General features: G+C 66.5%; 17 protein-coding genes. 7 read left to right on the top strand and 10 right to left on the bottom strand.

Annotated elements, in window-relative coordinates; translation table 11 throughout:
• Window positions 1-20: 20 nt before the first annotated feature.
• The 6 genes from ACZ1JC_RS03075 to ACZ1JC_RS03050 are packed head-to-tail and all read right to left on the bottom strand — an operon-like array spanning window position 21 to window position 5,898.
• Complete coding sequence (locus ACZ1JC_RS03075) at window positions 21-458, bottom strand: hypothetical protein (protein ID WP_465139369.1); 438 nt, start codon at window positions 456-458, stop codon at window positions 21-23.
• Complete coding sequence (locus tag ACZ1JC_RS03070) at window positions 455-1,489, bottom strand: phosphotransferase family protein (RefSeq protein ID WP_465139370.1); 1,035 nt, start codon at window positions 1,487-1,489, stop codon at window positions 455-457. The genes ACZ1JC_RS03075 and ACZ1JC_RS03070 overlap by 4 nt, the downstream gene beginning before the upstream one ends.
• 2 nt (window positions 1,490-1,491) lie before the next feature.
• Window positions 1,492-3,516 (bottom strand): oxidoreductase, encoded by a 2,025-nt coding sequence (locus ACZ1JC_RS03065; protein ID WP_465139371.1) that lies wholly within the window; start codon window positions 3,514-3,516, stop codon window positions 1,492-1,494.
• Between the two features lie 11 nt (window positions 3,517-3,527).
• Complete coding sequence (locus tag ACZ1JC_RS03060) at window positions 3,528-4,316, bottom strand: SDR family NAD(P)-dependent oxidoreductase (protein WP_465139372.1); 789 nt, start codon at window positions 4,314-4,316, stop codon at window positions 3,528-3,530.
• Window positions 4,313-5,449, bottom strand: coding sequence for a thiolase family protein (locus tag ACZ1JC_RS03055; RefSeq protein WP_465139373.1), 1,137 nt, complete (start codon window positions 5,447-5,449; stop codon window positions 4,313-4,315). The genes ACZ1JC_RS03060 and ACZ1JC_RS03055 overlap by 4 nt, the downstream gene beginning before the upstream one ends.
• Window positions 5,446-5,898, bottom strand: coding sequence for a Zn-ribbon domain-containing OB-fold protein (locus tag ACZ1JC_RS03050; RefSeq protein ID WP_465139374.1), 453 nt, complete (start codon window positions 5,896-5,898; stop codon window positions 5,446-5,448). Before ACZ1JC_RS03050 ends, ACZ1JC_RS03055 begins: the two co-directional genes overlap by 4 nt.
• A 273-nt stretch (window positions 5,899-6,171) precedes the next feature.
• Here ACZ1JC_RS03050 and ACZ1JC_RS03045 point away from each other — a divergent pair, with 273 nt between their 5' ends.
• The 6 genes from ACZ1JC_RS03045 to ACZ1JC_RS03020 are packed head-to-tail and all read left to right on the top strand — an operon-like array spanning window position 6,172 to window position 11,424.
• The gene (locus tag ACZ1JC_RS03045) at window positions 6,172-6,732 is read left to right on the top strand and encodes a TetR/AcrR family transcriptional regulator (RefSeq protein WP_465139375.1); all 561 of its coding nucleotides are present in this window, start codon (window positions 6,172-6,174) and stop codon (window positions 6,730-6,732) included.
• Window positions 6,733-6,752: 20 nt separating this feature from the next.
• Complete coding sequence (locus tag ACZ1JC_RS03040; protein WP_465139376.1) at window positions 6,753-7,190, top strand: DUF3237 domain-containing protein; 438 nt, start codon at window positions 6,753-6,755, stop codon at window positions 7,188-7,190.
• A gap of 14 nt (window positions 7,191-7,204) precedes the next feature.
• On the top strand, window positions 7,205-8,632 hold the full coding sequence (locus ACZ1JC_RS03035) for an aldehyde dehydrogenase family protein (protein WP_465139377.1): 1,428 nt from the start codon (window positions 7,205-7,207) through the stop codon (window positions 8,630-8,632).
• 26 nt (window positions 8,633-8,658) lie between these two features.
• Window positions 8,659-9,927: a cytochrome P450 gene (locus ACZ1JC_RS03030; RefSeq protein ID WP_465139378.1), complete on the top strand. Its 1,269-nt coding sequence runs from the start codon at window positions 8,659-8,661 to the stop codon at window positions 9,925-9,927.
• 13 nt (window positions 9,928-9,940) lie between these two features.
• Window positions 9,941-11,077, top strand: coding sequence for an Rv3169 family protein (locus tag ACZ1JC_RS03025; RefSeq protein WP_465139379.1), 1,137 nt, complete (start codon window positions 9,941-9,943; stop codon window positions 11,075-11,077).
• Window positions 11,074-11,424 carry a nuclear transport factor 2 family protein gene (locus ACZ1JC_RS03020; protein ID WP_465139380.1) on the top strand — a complete coding sequence of 117 codons (351 nt, stop codon included), beginning with the start codon at window positions 11,074-11,076 and terminating at the stop codon, window positions 11,422-11,424. Before ACZ1JC_RS03025 ends, ACZ1JC_RS03020 begins: the two co-directional genes overlap by 4 nt.
• Before the next feature lie 10 nt (window positions 11,425-11,434).
• Here the strand turns inward: ACZ1JC_RS03020 and ACZ1JC_RS03015 are convergent, their stop codons facing one another.
• From ACZ1JC_RS03015 to ACZ1JC_RS03005, 3 genes are all read right to left on the bottom strand, one after another.
• Complete coding sequence (locus tag ACZ1JC_RS03015; RefSeq protein WP_465139381.1) at window positions 11,435-12,271, bottom strand: SDR family oxidoreductase; 837 nt, start codon at window positions 12,269-12,271, stop codon at window positions 11,435-11,437.
• 4 nt (window positions 12,272-12,275) lie between these two features.
• Window positions 12,276-12,476: a ferredoxin gene (locus tag ACZ1JC_RS03010; RefSeq protein ID WP_465139382.1), complete on the bottom strand. Its 201-nt coding sequence runs from the start codon at window positions 12,474-12,476 to the stop codon at window positions 12,276-12,278.
• A gap of 241 nt (window positions 12,477-12,717) precedes the next feature.
• On the bottom strand, window positions 12,718-13,122 hold the full coding sequence (locus ACZ1JC_RS03005) for a MerR family transcriptional regulator (protein ID WP_465139383.1): 405 nt from the start codon (window positions 13,120-13,122) through the stop codon (window positions 12,718-12,720).
• A 64-nt stretch (window positions 13,123-13,186) separates the two neighbouring features.
• Between ACZ1JC_RS03005 and ACZ1JC_RS03000 the strand changes: the two genes are divergently transcribed.
• Window positions 13,187-13,840 (top strand): cation efflux transmembrane domain-containing protein, encoded by a 654-nt coding sequence (locus ACZ1JC_RS03000; RefSeq protein WP_465139384.1) that lies wholly within the window; start codon window positions 13,187-13,189, stop codon window positions 13,838-13,840.
• Here the strand turns inward: ACZ1JC_RS03000 and ACZ1JC_RS02995 are convergent.
• Window positions 13,803-15,770 (bottom strand): TonB-dependent receptor plug domain-containing protein, encoded by a 1,968-nt coding sequence (locus ACZ1JC_RS02995; protein ID WP_465139385.1) that lies wholly within the window; start codon window positions 15,768-15,770, stop codon window positions 13,803-13,805. The genes ACZ1JC_RS03000 and ACZ1JC_RS02995 overlap by 38 nt on opposite strands.
• Between the last annotated feature and the right edge of the window lie 255 nt (window positions 15,771-16,025).

Genomic DNA, 16,025 nt, shown 5'->3' with positions numbered 1-16,025 from the left:
GCTTCCTTGGTGTTGGCCATTCAGGCTCTGGGTGCGCGGGGCATCTCCACATCGCGCAACAGGCGCCAGATCGCGTGGTCGAGCGTGCGTGCGTCCTCGCCGGGCTGATCCTCGGCCCATGCGTGAAGGCGGATCAGCAGGCCGCGCAGATGGACGCTTTCCCGGTCCAGTTCGCTGATGCGAAGGCCGGGTTCGGCGGCGGAGGCAGCGGCCTTGAGCTGATCGGCCAATTCCCGCTCGGCGACCTGCGGCGCGGCGTCGGCGAACAGCGCACGCAGGCTGCGATGCTCGGCCACGCGCAGCGCTACTTCATCCTCCCGCGCAAGGCGCACGATGGCGAGCAGCGATCCCGCCATGCGCAGGGCATTGGCCGCATAGTCGTCCGCAAGCTGCGGCGCGATCCGTTCCCGCAGCATCTGCTCGACGCCCGAGAGCACGCCTTCTGCCGTCAGTTTCATGCCATGGCTCCATGGCGTTCCATGTGCGCGAGGATCACCTTACGGTGAAAGTGCCCCGCGCGCATTCCGGTGAGCGCCACGATCATCTCCCGGCTTTCGCCTTCCTCGAAGCTCTTCTCGGCACTGGTCCAGAGCGTGCAGGCCTTGACCGCCGCGAACAGGCGCCACCATTCCAGCGCGGCACGATCCAGCCGCCGCCCGCTTGCGGCCTCCCACAGCGCCAACCCCTCGTCCAGCGGCAGATGGCGCTCCATCGACCACATCGGGTCGAGCGCCCAGGCCACATCCTCCAGCGGATCGCCAAGGTGGCACATTTCCCAGTCGAGGATCGCGCTGATCGTGCCGTCCGGCAGGAACAGGAAATTGCCGGAGCGATAGTCGCCGTGCACGATCGCGGTCGCTTCCGGCTCGCGCGGTGGATTGCGGCGCAGCCAGCGGATCGCGCCGTGGACGATGGGTTCGGGAACCGCTTCGCCAGCCGTCAGGATCGCTTCCCAATGCGCCAGTTCGCGCCGCCAGTGCCCACCGGCTTCGCCCGCGCCGCGCAGGGACGAGAGCTGCGGCGCGCTCACCGGCTGGGCCGTCAAGGTGCCGAGATGGGTCCAGAAAGCGCGCGCGACTTCGGTGGACTTGCCCTGATAGGGATCATCGCTGCCGAAGAAATGCCCGGCATCGCCCGGCGCCATGTCCATGACGAAGAAGGGCCGGTCCAGCCACTGCGGATCGAGTTCGAGGAATCGCGCACGCGGCACCGGCAGGGGCGCTTCGGACAGTGCCGAATAGACCCGGTATTCCAGATCGTTCTCGCCGTTGACGAGGCCGGAGACCGGCGCGCGGCGCAGCACGAAGCGCCCGTAATGCTCGCCGCCGGCATCGCGCCAGCGGGCAGCGTAGCGGAAAGTCTCCTGGCTCGATCCGCCGTGGATGCGCGCCAGATCGCTGATCTCCAGCCCCTCCACCCCCGGCTCGCGCTGGGCGAGGTAAGCGGCCAGCCGCTGCTCCAGCCCGGCTTCGATGGCGTTCCCGCTCATCGTCACACCTGCCGGGCGAGGTAGGCAGCCTCGTGGATCGCATTGCCGTAGGAGCGCGGCGCGCGGGCATCGCCGATCACATGGACACGGATGCCCGACCCGGCGAGCGCCTGGCTGAACGGATCGTGCGCCACGCGGCCCGGCGCCAGCACCAGCGCTGTGCAGGCGATCGTCTCGCCGCGCCCGTCCGCGTGGGTGATCGTCACCGCTCCGGTATCGACGGCGTCCAGCGTAACGCCGCATTCCGGTGCTAAGCCCACTTCGCCCGCCCAGCGCAGCACCAGCCGCGCGCGCGAACCGATGTAGGGGGCAGGCGCAAAGTCCGCGCGCGGGTCCAGCAGGCGCACCTTGCGGCCCATCCGCACAAGGTCGAGCGCGAGTTCGATGCCTTCGCTCGCCCCCCAGACCACTACCGGCCCCTCCGGCAGTTCCGCCGGGTAGTCGGCCAGTACCCGATCGATGCTGCGGGCAAAGCCGCCTTCCAGTGCGGCGCCAAGTCCCGGCACATCGGGCAGGGCAGGGCGCGCGCCGGTGGCGACGACCAGTACGTCCGGCCTTTCGGCCAGCACCGTCTCCACGCTCAGCCTCTCGCCCAGCCGCACGGATACGCCCTGCCGCTCCAGCATCAGGCGGTGCCATTCGGGCTGATAGGCGATCTGCTCCATGTTGGGCAGCGTGCGATAGTTCCCCGCCCAGGCCATGGCGCCGCCAAGCCGATCGCCCGCCTCCACGACGGTCACTTCATGGCCGCGACTATGGGCGGTCAGCGCATATTCCATGCCGCCCGATCCGCCCCCGGCCACCAGGATACGGCGCGGGGGCAGCGCCGGGCGCAGGCGATATTCGCGGTCCCGCCCGAAAGCGGCGTTCTGCGCCGAACCGGCCACGCCCTTGCCGAAGATATTGCCCTGAAGCAGCGAGGCGCCGGTGCGGGTGGACTTGCGGATCTCATCCTCGCGCCCGTCCGCGATCTTGTTGGGAAAATCCGGATCGTCGAGCGAGAGACGGCAGAAACCCACGATATCGGCGGCGTCGTCCCCCACCATCTCGCGCATCTGGGCGTGCGTGTTGATGTTGCATGATCCGATCAGCGGCATGGCCACGCCGCGCTCGGCCAGTCCCCGGCGCAACTTGCGCACGCTGGGCAGGGTGACGAGGTTGGGCACATAGAACCCGCCGCCGATGAACTCGCCCGAAGTCACTTCCGGATCGCGGCTCTTCGCCGGCAGCATCGAACCGAACGTGGCGTCCAGCGCATCGATCCCCAGCGCATGAAGGCGCGGCGCATAGTGTTCGACGAAGTAGTCGATATCGAACCCGCCCTCATAATTCTCGTCGCAGCAGAGGCGCGGGATCAGCGGATAGTCCTTGCCGCATAGCGCTTGCGTGCGCTGCAGGATCTGCTCGCAGAACAGGAAGCGGTCGGCATATTCGTCGTTGCGCCCGGCATTCTCCAGCAGCGACAGCGTCACATGCGGCAGCGAGCCGTGGCAGAAATGGAACGAGACATAGTCGTACCCCGCTTCCCGCGCGCGGCGCGCCGCCTGGGCATAGTCTTCCACCAGTTCGCGATAGACTTCGGTGGGCACCACGCCGGGTTCGCGGTTGCCGATCGGATAGCGGCCGCTTGGCCCCCATGACACCGTGCCGGGAATCCAGCCGGTGCCGGGTTCCAGCGGGAACGTGGCGCCCACGCCCGGGATCAGCCCGCCGTAGAACAGCTGCACGCCCGCCAGCGCGCCGTTGTTGTGGATCACTTCCACCAGTTCGCGGTGGCTGATGATGTAGGTATCATCGTAGAACCCCAGCATCCGTTCGTTGATCAGACCGTCCCAGCGCACGCAGGTGGCGCCCACGCAGACGGCGGAGAAGCCGCCCGCCGCCAGCGCCTCGTAAGCGCCGACCGTCTGCTGGGTGACATAGCCGCGATCGTCCGACATGTTCATCGTCGTCGGCGCGTGCATCATGCGGTTCGCGAAAGTCAGCCCGCGCGTCTGCAAGGGGCGGAGAAGCGGATCGTCGGTCATTTGCAGTTCCCTCACGCGCCCTGTCCGCGATCGACGCTGACGATGGAGCCGGAAACGAAGCTGGCGCGGTCGGAGACGAGGAACAGGATCACGTCGGCAATCTCTTCCGGCCGCGCCGGGCGGCCGGCGGCGAAGACCTTCAGCGTTTCCTCGCGCCCACCCAGCGCGGTGTCGAAGCGATCATGCACGGCCTCTGCCATCGGCGTGTCGGTAAAGCCGGGCAGCACCGCGTTGACGCGGATGTCCAGCCCGGCGCGCATGGTTTCCAGCGCGGCGCTGCGCGTGAAATGCGAAATCGCCGCCTTGCTTGCGCCATAGGATGCCATGGCCGGATTGCCCTTCAGCGATGCGGTGGAGGATACGTTGACGATCGCCCCGCGCCCGGCCGCGCGCATGAAGTCCAGCGCCATGGCCATGCCGAACAGCGAACCGTCCAGATTGACGGCAAAAGTCTCGCGGAAAGTGGGCCCGATGGCACTGTCCACGCGGTCGAACCGGGCGATGCCGGCGGAGTTGACCAGCACGTCCAGCCCGCCCCAGCGTTCCCCCACCCATGCGCCCAGCGTGCGCCATGCCGCCTCGTCGGTAACGTCGATCTGGCGGGCCATGGCATCGCCCCCGGCCGAGCAGATTTCGCGCGCCGCTTCCGCAGCCGCATCGCCATCGCGGTCGAGCAGCACCGTCACTGCACCACTGGCGGCAATGGCGCGGGCGGCGGCGCGGCCGATGCCCGATGCCGCGCCGGTCACCAGCGCGATCCGCCCGGTCAGGTCGATCCAGCCTTCAGCGGAGCCGCTCATGCCTTTTCCAGTACATGCACGCCCGCGGCGGCACCGAAGCCAAGGACATGGGCAAGGCCGATCCGCGCGCCGGACACCTGCCGCGCCCCCGCTTCGCCGCGCAGATGCTCGACGATCTCGACGATGTTGGCGACGCCGGTGGCGCCGATGGGGTGTCCCTTGGACAGCAGTCCGCCGGATGGATTTACCGGAATGCGGCCGCCCAGCGCCGTCTCGCCCCGGTCGATCAGCCCGCCGGCTTCCCCATCGCCGCAGAGGCCGAGGTTTTCGTAATGGAGCAGTTCGGCCGTGGCGAAGCAGTCATGCAGTTCGACCAGATCGAGGTCTTCCGGCCCCAGTCCGGCCATTTCATAGGCCTGCCGCGCGGCCAGCCGGGTGACCGAATTGGGATCGAACATCACCGGGTTGCGCGCCTCCCACGGGTCGCTGACCAGCACCGATCCGCGCAGGCGTACAGAGCGGGCAAGCCCCAGTTCGCGGGCCTTGCGTTCGGACACCAGCACCATCGCCGCCGCGCCGTCGACATTGGCCGAACACATCAGTTTGGTCAGCGGATAGGCGATCATCTCGGACGCGAGCACTTCGTCCAGCGGGGTTTCGCGGCGATAGGCGGCCTTGGGGTTCATCGTCGCGTGATGGTGGTTCTTGACCGCCACTTTCGCGAACTGTTCGATGGTGGTGCCATAGGCATTGGCGTGGACCATGCCCGCCTCGGCAAAGACCGCCGGCATGGATTCCGATCCGAACAGGCCTTCGGGCGGCGGCCCGTCATGTGGTGCGCCGCCCAGCATTCCGCGCGGATTCTTCTCCGCACCCAGCGCCAGCACGACATCGTAGATGCCGCTTTTCACGCCGATCCACGCCTCCCGCACCGCCGTCGCGCCCGATGCGCAGGCGTTGGAAACGTTGATGCAGGGCACGCCGGTCTGGCCCAGTTCCTTCAGCACCCGCTGCCCCAGCATCGACTGGGCATTGAAGCAGGAAGAGGCGTAGACCGCCTGCACGTCGCGGATCGACAGCCCGGCATCGTCCAGCGCCAGCAGCGCGGCTTCGGCGCCCAGCCGGTAGTAAGTCTTGTCGGGATAGCGGCCGAAGGCGATCATGCCGGCGCCCTGGATGTGGATGGTGCTCATTGCGCGCCTCCGGCCGTTTGTGCGGGTTCGAAATGGAAGCCGACATAGGCGGCGCCCTCGGCATCGCGCGCCCCGCCGGCATCGTCGAACACTACGCTGACCGGCAGGCCCTGCCGCAATGTTTCGGGCGCGGCGCGCAGCGTGCCTTTCAGCGTAGGGCCGCCGTCGAGATCGACGATCGCCGATACGAAAGGCACCGCCACGCCGGGATAGCTGCGCGCCACGACCGACCACGTGTGCAGGGTGCCGGTCCGCGCCGGTTCGAATGGTTCCAGCGCATCGCGCGCGGCACAGCGGCGGCAGGCAAGGCCCGCTTCGCCGGCGGCGGTGCCGCAGGCGCGGCAGCGATAGGCGGTGATATGCGGCACGCCTTGCGGGTCCAGCCGGATCGCGCCGGACGCCGGGCGGGCCGCAGCGGTTTGGGCGGCGGCGGATTGCGGGATGCTCACGAAATGCCTCTCCTCTCCTGCGGGTGGCCACGCGTCCGGCGCCGGCTTTTCTTCCCGAGTCACCGCTACACATAAACAATGAACAACGACTATTGCAATAATGCCCGGTGCGTGTTTGTTTGTTGGCCAACAAGAACGAGTCGAGGGGATCGGATGCCGGCGGGCCAAAGAACCGGCCAGGATGCGGGCCAAGAAACAGGCCACGCAGCTGGCCATGGGGCAGGCGCGCGGCCGACGCAGGCGCAGCGGCGCGCGGGCTCCGAGCGGGCGCTGGTGGACGCGACGATCGACGTGGTCGCCAGCCAGGGCGTCGGCGCGCTGACGTTCGAGGCGATAGGCCGCGCGGGCGGCTTCAGCCGGGGGCTGGCCAGTTCGCGTTTCGGCAGCAAGGCGGGGCTGATCGCCTCGGTTCTGGAAGACCTTCACCGCCGGCAGGAAGCGATGCTGGCGGACCATGGGCTTGAGGCGATGGGCGGGCTGGACGCGGTGCTGACCTATTTCGACGTCGCCATCGGGGAGATGACCCGCAGCCGCGAGGCGCGCGCCTATCACATGCTGCTCTGCGCCGCGATCGCCGGGGAAAACGGCTTTGGCGGCCAGTTCGCCGATACGCATGAGATCGTGCGTGCCCGGCTGGAACGCTGGATCAGGCGCGGTCAGGCGGAAGGCGCGATCCGCGCCGAAATCGATCCCGCCGCCGGTGCGCTGATGGTCGGCTGCCTGATGCTGGGGATCGCGATGCAATGGCTGGTCGATCCCGGCGTTGCATTCGACGGACTGCGCGCGGCGAGCCTGGAAAACCTGCGCATGGGGCTGGCGAAACACACCGGATAGATCACGAGGAGAGGGCGGCAATGCACGAATTGAAACTGGAGCCGCTCTGCGCGGTGGAGGTCAGGGTCGGTACTTCGCTGGACATTGGCGAGGGCGCGCTGGGCCGCCGCTCCATCGGTGTGATCAGCGGGTGCGACGTGCGGGGCGAGCGTCTGTCGGGCACGCTGGAAGGGCCGGCGGCTGCGGACTGGATGCTGCTGCACGGAACCGTGGGGGCGATCGATGTCAGGATGACGATCCGCACCGACGACGGCGCGCTCGTCTACATGAGCTATACGGGCAAGCTCGACCTTGCCGATCGCGAGGGCGGGCTGAAGACGTTCGTGGCGCCCGTGTTCGAGAGCGGGGACGAGCGGTATCGCTGGCTCAATGCCGTTCAAGGTGTCGGCAAGGGCATCATAGGTGCCGCTCCGGATGGGGGCAGCACGATCTCCTACCAGTTCTTCGTGATGCGTTGACGGGGGCGGATCGGATGACGGGCCTTACCCTCACGATCGGCGGCGAAGCGGTGGACCTGCCCGCACGGCTGGCCGTTCGCAATCCCGCGACGGGCGCGGTCTTTGCCGATGTTCCGGGGGCCGGATCGGCAGAACTCGACCGCGCCGTGGCGGCTGCCAGAGCCGCGTTTCCGGCCTGGCGCGCCCGGCCGTGGAGCGAACGTCAGGCGGCGCTTCTCAGCATCGGTGATGTGATAGAGGCAAACCTTGGCGAACTGGCGGCCATGCTTACCGCAGAACAGGGCAAGCCGCTGGCGCAGGCGCAGGGCGAGATTGCCGGTGCCGCCGGGTGGTGCCGCGCCACCGCCAGCTTCGAACTGCCCGACCGCGTGATCGAGGATACAGAGGCGCGCTACTGCGTGGTGCGGCGGGAGCCGATCGGCGTGGTCGCTGCGATTTCGCCGTGGAATTTCCCGCTGTTGCTCTCGGTCTGGAAGATCGCGCCTACGCTGCTGGCGGGCAATACCATGGTGCTCAAGCCGTCGCCGTTCACGCCGATGACGGTGCTGCGGCTGGGCGAATTGCTGCGCGATGTGCTGCCGGCCGGCGTGCTTAGCGTGATTGCTGGAGACGATGCGCTGGGCCCGTTGATGACCGCGCATCCGGGCTTCGACAAGATCAGCTTCACCGGCTCCACCGCGACCGGGCGCAAGGTGATGGAAAGCGCGGCGGCCGGGCTGCGGCACGTCACGCTGGAACTGGGTGGCAACGATGCGGCGATCGTCTTTCCGGATATCGATGTCGCGGAAGTCGCGCAAAAGCTGTTCTGGTCGGCCTTCACCAACAGCGGTCAGGTCTGCATCGCCACCAAGCGCGCCTATATTCATGAAGACGTGTTCGAGCCGATGGTGGCCGCGCTTTCCGCCATGGCGCAGGCCATGCCGATGGGGGACGGCAGCGCACAGGGCACCGCGCTGGGCCCGATCCAGAACGCCCCGCAGCGCGAACGCGTGCGCGAACTCGTTGCCGCCAGCGAGGCGGTGGGCGACCGCGTGGTGCGCGGGCCGGAGCCCGAAGGGGAGGGCTATTTCGAACCGCTGACGCTGGTGATCGACCCCGCCGACGATGCACCGGTGGTCGTGCGCGAGCAGTTCGGCCCGGTGCTGCCGCTGCTGCGTTTTCGGGATGAGGACGATGTGATCGCCCGTGCCAATGCCGGCGACATGGGGCTGGCCGCCACGGTCTGGACCCGCGACACCGATCGCGCGCTGCGCGTGGCCGCCCGGCTTGAGGCGGGCAGTGTGTGGATCAACGAATTTCTCGCTGCCTCGCCCTTCGCGCCCTTTGGCGGGCGCAAACAATCGGGGCTGGGCGTGGAGAACGGGATCGAGGGCCTGATGGCCTGCACCGTCCCCAAGACCATCAGTATCAACCGGGCGGGCAGCATCAACCGAGCCGGTTGATGCCCAACCACTTCCAGGAGAGAGCAATGTCGGTTCCTGCGGATATCGCCGAAATGATCGTCAATCCCGCCGCCTATGCCGACGGGCGCATCTACGATGCCTACAAATGGCTGCGCGCGAATGCGCCGATGGCGCATATGACCGCGCCGGGATATGATAATTTCCGCGTCGTCACCCGCTACGCGGACATCATGGACATCGGCCGCAACAACCGGGTGTTCCACAATGGCCCGCAGCCGATCCTGACGACGCAAGTGGCCATGCGCAAATCGGCGGAGCTGATGGGCGACGGGCCGGTGGTCAATTCGCTGATCCACATGGACCAGCCCGATCACGAGCGGTATCGCGCGTTGACGGCATCCTGGTTCCAGCCGGCCAATCTGCGCAACCTGGAAGGGCGCATCCGCGAACTGGCGCGGGCATCGGTGGACCGCATGGCGCAATCGGGCGGGCGCTGCGATTTCGTGAACGAGATCGCGCTGCATTTCCCCTTGCTGGTCATCATGGAGATCCTTGGCCTTCCGCAAGAGGATGAGCCGTTCATGCTGAAGCTGACGCAGGAGATGTTCGGCGCGTCCGACCCCGATCTCAACGAACGCGGCGCCAATTCGCTGAGCCTGACCGATGAAACCCAGTCGCTGGACATGAGCGCGTTCATGGCGATGGCCGGCTATTTCATGAAGCTGACGGCGGAGCGCCGGGCCAATCCCACCGACGATCTGGCGTCGGTCATCGCCAATGCGCGGATCGATGGCGAACCGCTGCCGGATACGGCCAGCATGGGCTATTACATCATCACCGCCACGGCCGGGCACGACACCACATCCTCCTCCACCGGCGGCGCGATGTGGGCGCTGGCCGAACGTCCGGAGGAATTCGCCAAGCTGAAGGCGAACCCCGCGCTGATCCCCAGCATGGTGGATGAGGCGGTGCGCTGGACCACACCGGTGAAACACTTCATGCGCCGCGCGACGGAGGATACCGAAGTGGGCGGGCAGGCCATCGCCAAGGATGATTGGCTGATGCTCTGCTTCGCCTCTGCCAGTCGCGACGAGGCGGCTTTCGAGAACCCGGACGCATTCCAGGTCGATCGCAAGCGCAATCGGCACATTTCCTTCGGCTACGGCGCCCACGTGTGTCTTGGCCAGTACCTTGCCAAGATGGAAATGCGCATCCTGTTCGAGGAACTGATGGCGCGGCTGGAATCGGTGGAGCTGGATGGCGAACCGGCCATGAGCCAGGCGCTGTTCGTCAACGGCCCCAAGCGGCTGCCGATCCGCTTCACGATGAACTGAGCGGGCAAGGGGCATGCTCAATCGGCTGGACGATTATCCCATCCACCAGACGGTGGAGCCCGTCGCGCACCTTTCGACGACCGATCGCAATGCTTACGACCGGTCGTGGTTCAATGGCTTTTCCATCGACGGCGAATGGTATTTCGGCGCGGCGATGGGGCTCTACCCGCATCGCGGTGTGCTGGACTGCGCCTTCAGCGTGGTGCGCAAGGACGGGCTGCAACATTGCTTCTACGCATCGCGCCGCGCGCCGCTGGAGCGCACGGAGATGCAGGCCGGGCCGTTTCGCATCGAAATCGTGGAACCGATGCGGCGCACGCGGCTGGTGCTGGAAGACAATGCCAGCGGGCTTGCCTGCGATCTGGTGTTCTCCAGCCGCACGGCGGCGATCGAGGAAGGGCGGCAGACGCTCTGGTCCGGCGCGCGGCGGATCATGGATTGCACGCGGTTCGATCTGTTCGGCCGCTGGTCGGGCACGATCCGCACGCCCGATGGCGATATCGCGGTTCGTGAGGAGAGCTGCCTCGGCGTCAAGGACAGGTCATGGGGCGTGCGCAAGGTGGGCGAACCGGACACCGGCGGCGCGCCGCAAACGGTGCCATGGGGCGCCTTCTTCCTGTGGGCGCCGCTGTTCTGGGGCGATCACGTGACGCAGGGCATTTTCTACGACGGTATCGACGGCACACCGCTGATCCGGCAGGCCATCATCGCGCCGCTTTACGGGCAGGAACCCGATGGCGGCGAAGCGGGCGACGGCCGTGATCGCAGGCTGGCGACGGCACGGCACCGGATCGATTGGGCACCGGACACGCGCCTTGCCCGCCGCGCCGAGATCGACCTGATCGGGCATGACGACACGGTGCGGACGATCGCGCTCGATCCCGTGCTGCGTTTCCAGATGAAGGGCATCGGTTATGGCCATCCCGTCTGGGGGCATGGCCGCTGGCATGACGACCTTGCCATCGGGCACGAGAGTTTCGACCCCGCGCAGATCGATCCGCACGCGCCTGAGAATTTCCACGTCCAGCAGGTCGTGCGGGCCAGCGACGGTGCGGAGCAGGGGATCGGCGTGCTCGAACAAGTGACGTACGGGCCTTATGCCCCGGCCGGACTTGTGGGCCATACCGATGGTTTCGGAGATGCATCATGACGTCGATCGAGGATCTGCAAGCCTTCAATGCCGCCTGGCTCCGGCACTGGACCGATAAGGACATTCCCGCGATCCTGGCCATGTATGCCGAAGATTGCCTGTTTATGGACGCAGCAACGGCGGGTGGCCTGACGGGCAGGGCGGCACTGGGCGGCTATCTGGAAAAGCTGTTCCCGATGATGCCCGGCTGGACCTACCGCGCCGATGAACTCTGGCCGATAGCAGGTGGATTCTGCGCGCGCTGGTATTGCGAGATGGAGGGCGGCCGCAGCCTGCGCGGGTTCGACTTCGTGCAGATGAAGCAGGGTCTGATCGCCCGCAACGAAGTCTACACGCACCAGATCTGATGCGCGCGGCTCAGGGTACGTAATAGTCTGCCGAGGCGCGCACGGTCACGTCGCTGATCGCCACGCCCCAAGGCTGGTCGATCACATGGACAAGGGCATCGGCGATGTGTTCCGGGCCGAGGAAGGCGTATTCGACGCTTTCCGGATCGCTCCATTCGGCCGGGGCATCGCCTGACGCGTGGCGCATGTAGTCGGCATAGAAGGCGGCGGCATTGTGGCCGACGATGCCCGCGCCCGCTTCCGGATTGACCACCGTGCCGGCAAGGCCCGTGGCCATGACGCCGGTGGGCTTGACCACGGTTACCTTGATCTTTCCGCGCGCTTCCTGCCGCAGCGCGTGCGAGAAATAGTCGACCGCCGCCTTGGTCGCGCCATAGACCGCCGCGCCCGCGCTGGGGCGGTTGCCGTAGATCGATGAGAGGTTGACGATGTGGCCGCGCCCCTGCCGCATCATCTGGTCGTAGACGGCGACGCAGCCGTTCATCGTTCCCTTGAAATTGATGTCGATACAGCGATCCCACGCCGCCAAGGCCCGTTCGTGGTCGGCGATGAAGGCCAGCGGCATGACGCCCGCATTGTTGACCATCACGTCGACCGCGCCGAATGCCTCTACCGCCCTGGCGACGGCGGCGTGCAGGTCGTCCACGCGGCTCACGTCCCCGGCGATCGCGATCGCCTTGCCGCCTTGATCGGCAATGGCCGCAACCGTGGCCTCGGCCGCTTCGGCGCGGACATCGAGGCAGGCTACATGCGCGCCCTGGGCCGCCAATGCCTTGGCCGCCAACATGCCGAAGCCGCTGCCGGCGCCGGTGATGAGGATCGATTTTCCGGCGATGTGGCGCGACATCGGCTCAGTCTCCCTCCTCTACCACGAAGATGATCCGCTCCGGACAGGCCCGCGCGCCGCGCCGGGCGCGCAATTCCTCGCCGGGTGGAACATCGAAGCCTTCGGTGGCGACATAGCCTTCATCGTCCAGCGGATAGAGATCCTCGGCAACGGCATGGCACCGGGCATTGCCGACGCACTGGGCCTTTTCGATTCTGATCTTCACGTCCCTACTCCCGTCGCTGTCCCGATCCGGTTAGAGCATGGAATGAGTCATGCGCAATGCAATCCATCAATATCCGTAACGGCGATGCTCTGCGGGATTGGACTTGGGCGGGATGATCGGCAGGATGCCCTGTATCAGCAGGTTGCTGCATCGGCACTTGCCACGACCGGGTTACAGCACGGCTGGTTTTTCGGCTGCAATGCCCGCCTGCGTCCGATCAACTCCTGCGCACCGTTCGGTCTCAAGTCTGCGCTACCGGTCCCAGCGCCTCGATGATCCGGCAGTCTGCAACGATGCCGCCATCGCAGGAATCGACCACGGCTTTCAGTTCCTTGCGGAGTGCCGCAAGGTCGGCCAGCTTGCGGTCCACTTCCATCAAGTGTTCCTTGGCAATCCGGTCGATGCCGGCGCAGTCGCAGCCGCGATTGCCAGAGATGCTCAGCAGCGCGCGGACCTGATCGAGCGAGAAGCCCAGATCGCGTGCGCGGCGGATGAAGGAGAGGCGGCCCAATTCCGCTTCTCCATAAGCGCGATAATTGCCCGATGTGCGCGCGGGCTTGGGGAGAAGGCCGATCCGTTCATAGTAGCGGATCGTCTCGATCTTGGTGCCGGTGGCCTTGCCCATGTCGCCGATCGTGAATGCCATCTCTTGACCCTGTAGTTGCTACAGCCCCTATATAGCCGGCCGTCACCGAAACGGGAGATGGCATATGGCCGGAGGATGCTGCGGCGGATCGCAGGACGCGCAGAAGTCGAACGATGGCGCATGGCGGCGGGTGCTGTGGATCGCGCTGGCCATCAATGCGGTAATGTTCGCCGTCGAGATCGTCGCCGGTGTCGCTGCCGGATCCGCCTCGCTCAAGGCCGATGCGCTCGATTTTCTGGGCGATGCGGCCAACTATGCAATCAGCCTTGGCGTTGCAGGCATGGCACTCGTCTGGCGGGCACGGGCAGCGCTGGTGAAGGGGGTGTCGATCCTGATGTTTGGCCTCTGGGTTCTGGGCAGCGCGGTGCGGATGGCCTTCGAGGGCGCGGTGCCGGCGGCGGAAACCATGGGCATCGTCGGGGTGGTCGCGCTCTCCGCCAATCTTGCTTGCGCGGCGATGCTGTGGCGCCACCGGGACGGCGACGCCAACCGGCGCTCGGTATGGATCTGCTCGCGCAATGACGCCATCGGCAACGTCGCCGTGGTCGCAGCCGCGCTGGGCGTGTTCGGCACCGGGACCGGATGGCCCGACATCGCGGTTGCGGCGATCATGGCCGCGCTTGCAATATCGGGCGGATGGCAGATCATTCGGCAGGCACGGGGCGAACTCGGCAGTGCGCCTATTCTCCCCCGAAGCGGATCCGCACACCCCCGTTGAGCGTGAAGCCATCGGTCGGCGCCCAGGCATCGACCGTCCATGCCCCGGTCGCCGCACGGCGTGGCAACACTAGTGGATCGTACTTCGTCTGCCGCACGTTCAGCAGGTTTTCGGCGTTGAGGAACAGGCTCACTTTGCCCAGCACCAGTTCACCCATGGCGCCGAGCTGGACGTAAGGCTTGCTGCGCGTCCGATAGGGATTGTCGTCCAGAGACTGACGCCCGGTATAGTAAGCCTCTATGCCAAAACGGCCGCGCCCTTCCTTCTCCCACATGCCCACAAGGCCGGCGCTGTCGCGCGGCGTCAGTGGTACGGTGCGGCGGTGCGCTGCGTCATCGGGATCCGGCTCGCTGGCCGCGATGTGGACATAGCTTCCGGTCAGAGAGAACGCCTGCCAGCGATAGCGCAGCAGCACTTCCGCCCCGCGCGTTCGCGTGGTGCCGTCGGCGTTGATCAGGGTGACGTGATCGGCGTCCACCGTCTGCAATTGCTGGGCATGATCGATGTTCGAGGCAAACAGGCTGAGGTTCGCCTCGAACGGTCCCTTCGCATAGCCGAAGTCGACCGAGCCGCTGTCGGCAATCTCGGCCCTGAGCTTGCCGTAAGGCAGCAGGCGCGAAAGCCCGTTGGCTTCGGTTTCCTCGACGAACGGCGTCGGCGCATAGAACCCGCGGCCCAGCGACGCACGGATCGTCCATGGGCCGGGGCGATAGAGGGCGGAAAGGCGCGGACTGACGTGCGAGCCATATTCGCTGTGTCCATCCCAGCGCAGGCTTCCCGCCAGTGTCAGCGCGTCCGCCAGGTCCTGCTCGCCCTGCACGAACAGGGCCGGCACGGTGTAGCTGTAATCGAAGGCCGGGAAGGCTTTCGAGCGATAGTCGTCCAATTGGATCGCGGCGCCGGCAAGCCAGGTCGTGGCGCCCGCCTTGCCGCCGAGCGAGGCTTCGGCCAGCGCGGTGCGGTGGCGGTCGTTCTCCACCGTCTCACCGAAGACATGGCGGTGCAATTGGGTGACGCCCGATGCGCGCACGTGCAGCGTGCCGATCCCGTCCAGCGGTGTCTCGGCGGTCATGCCCAGATCGTAGCGGCGGCTGCGCTGCGTTTGCGGGAACGGGTTTCCATCCGGAGCATCGGCGCGGGGGATGGTCCCGCCATCGCGCTGTTCGGCCATGGCGCCGAACGTCAGCAGCGCCTTGGTGCCCTGCGCGCTGTCCAGAAAGAGCCGGGGGCGCACCGTGAAGCGTTCGTAGCCGGGTATGTCGGCCCAGCCGTCGTTGTCGAGGTCCTGTCGGCTCTGGCGGTCGTAGCCCGCCGTCACCGAAGCACTGAGCGCTCCGCCGAGCGGGGTGGCGACGTAACCCGTCGCGTCCTGCCCGTTACGGTTGGTGGTGTTGAGCAGCAGTTCCCCCTGCGGTTCGCTTGCCGGGCGCCGCGATACCAGATTGATGACGCCGCCCAGCGCCGAGGGTCCATAGAGCGCCGAAGCGGCGCCCTTGATGATCTCCACCTGCCCAAGATCGGTCGGCGGGATCTGCAACAGCCCGATGGAGGGCGTCTGTCCGCCATAGAGCGGCAGTCCATCGGCCAGGATCTGGGTGTATCGCCCCTTCAGGCCCTGAATGCGGACATTCGCCGCGCCCAGCGCGGATGACGTGGTCTGCACGCGAACACCCGGCGTTTCGCTCACCAGCATGGCGATATTGCCGGGCCGCATGAGGAGCTTTTCCTCGATCTCCTCGCGGTTGATCACCTCGACGCGGATCGGTTCGTCTTGAACCCGGCTGCCGGTTCGCGTGGCCTGCACGACGATTTCGGTATCTTCGGTAGCGTCCCCTTCGGCGCTTTCCTGCGCATGCACCGCGTGCGGCACGGCCATGCAGATCATCACTGCAAGCGCACCGAACCGCTGCGCATTCCTGTCGGTAGTCAATTTCAGTCGCCCCGTCTGCGCAGCCTCCATGCTGCGCTTCGGAAAGGCCGATAGGGCCTGTAGTAGCTACAGGGTTAAGCCAAAAATCTGGCGCAGCCCCCCGGCCGCCGCAGTTTTTGCGCTCAACTGCAAATGCCGGGGCAATTCATATGAAAATACTATGTGTTCCGGATGATCATCGTCTCGAATTTTAACGGCAAGTTGTCCTAGTGGGTCTGCTGCATTCGACTCATATCGCATTTCTCGCGACGTGAG

The organism is Sphingomonas sp. BL-S-28 (assembly GCF_055521515.1).
This window is presented reverse-complemented; position numbering and strand designations above follow the sequence as displayed.

Coding starts and splice junctions, on each gene's coding strand:
- ACZ1JC_RS03055 (WP_465139373.1), bottom strand. CDS start 5,449: ATGAGCACCATCCACATCCAGGGCGCCGGCATGATCGCCTTCGGCCGC.
- ACZ1JC_RS03030 (WP_465139378.1), top strand. CDS start 8,659: ATGTCGGTTCCTGCGGATATCGCCGAAATGATCGTCAATCCCGCCGCC.
- ACZ1JC_RS03035 (WP_465139377.1), top strand. CDS start 7,205: ATGACGGGCCTTACCCTCACGATCGGCGGCGAAGCGGTGGACCTGCCC.
- ACZ1JC_RS03005 (WP_465139383.1), bottom strand. CDS start 13,122: ATGGCATTCACGATCGGCGACATGGGCAAGGCCACCGGCACCAAGATC.
- ACZ1JC_RS03025 (WP_465139379.1), top strand. CDS start 9,941: ATGCTCAATCGGCTGGACGATTATCCCATCCACCAGACGGTGGAGCCC.
- ACZ1JC_RS03040 (WP_465139376.1), top strand. CDS start 6,753: ATGCACGAATTGAAACTGGAGCCGCTCTGCGCGGTGGAGGTCAGGGTC.
- ACZ1JC_RS03070 (WP_465139370.1), bottom strand. CDS start 1,489: ATGAGCGGGAACGCCATCGAAGCCGGGCTGGAGCAGCGGCTGGCCGCT.
- ACZ1JC_RS03000 (WP_465139384.1), top strand. CDS start 13,187: ATGGCCGGAGGATGCTGCGGCGGATCGCAGGACGCGCAGAAGTCGAAC.
- ACZ1JC_RS03075 (WP_465139369.1), bottom strand. CDS start 458: ATGAAACTGACGGCAGAAGGCGTGCTCTCGGGCGTCGAGCAGATGCTG.
- ACZ1JC_RS03065 (WP_465139371.1), bottom strand. CDS start 3,516: ATGACCGACGATCCGCTTCTCCGCCCCTTGCAGACGCGCGGGCTGACT.
- ACZ1JC_RS03015 (WP_465139381.1), bottom strand. CDS start 12,271: ATGTCGCGCCACATCGCCGGAAAATCGATCCTCATCACCGGCGCCGGC.
- ACZ1JC_RS03060 (WP_465139372.1), bottom strand. CDS start 4,316: ATGAGCGGCTCCGCTGAAGGCTGGATCGACCTGACCGGGCGGATCGCG.
- ACZ1JC_RS03020 (WP_465139380.1), top strand. CDS start 11,074: ATGACGTCGATCGAGGATCTGCAAGCCTTCAATGCCGCCTGGCTCCGG.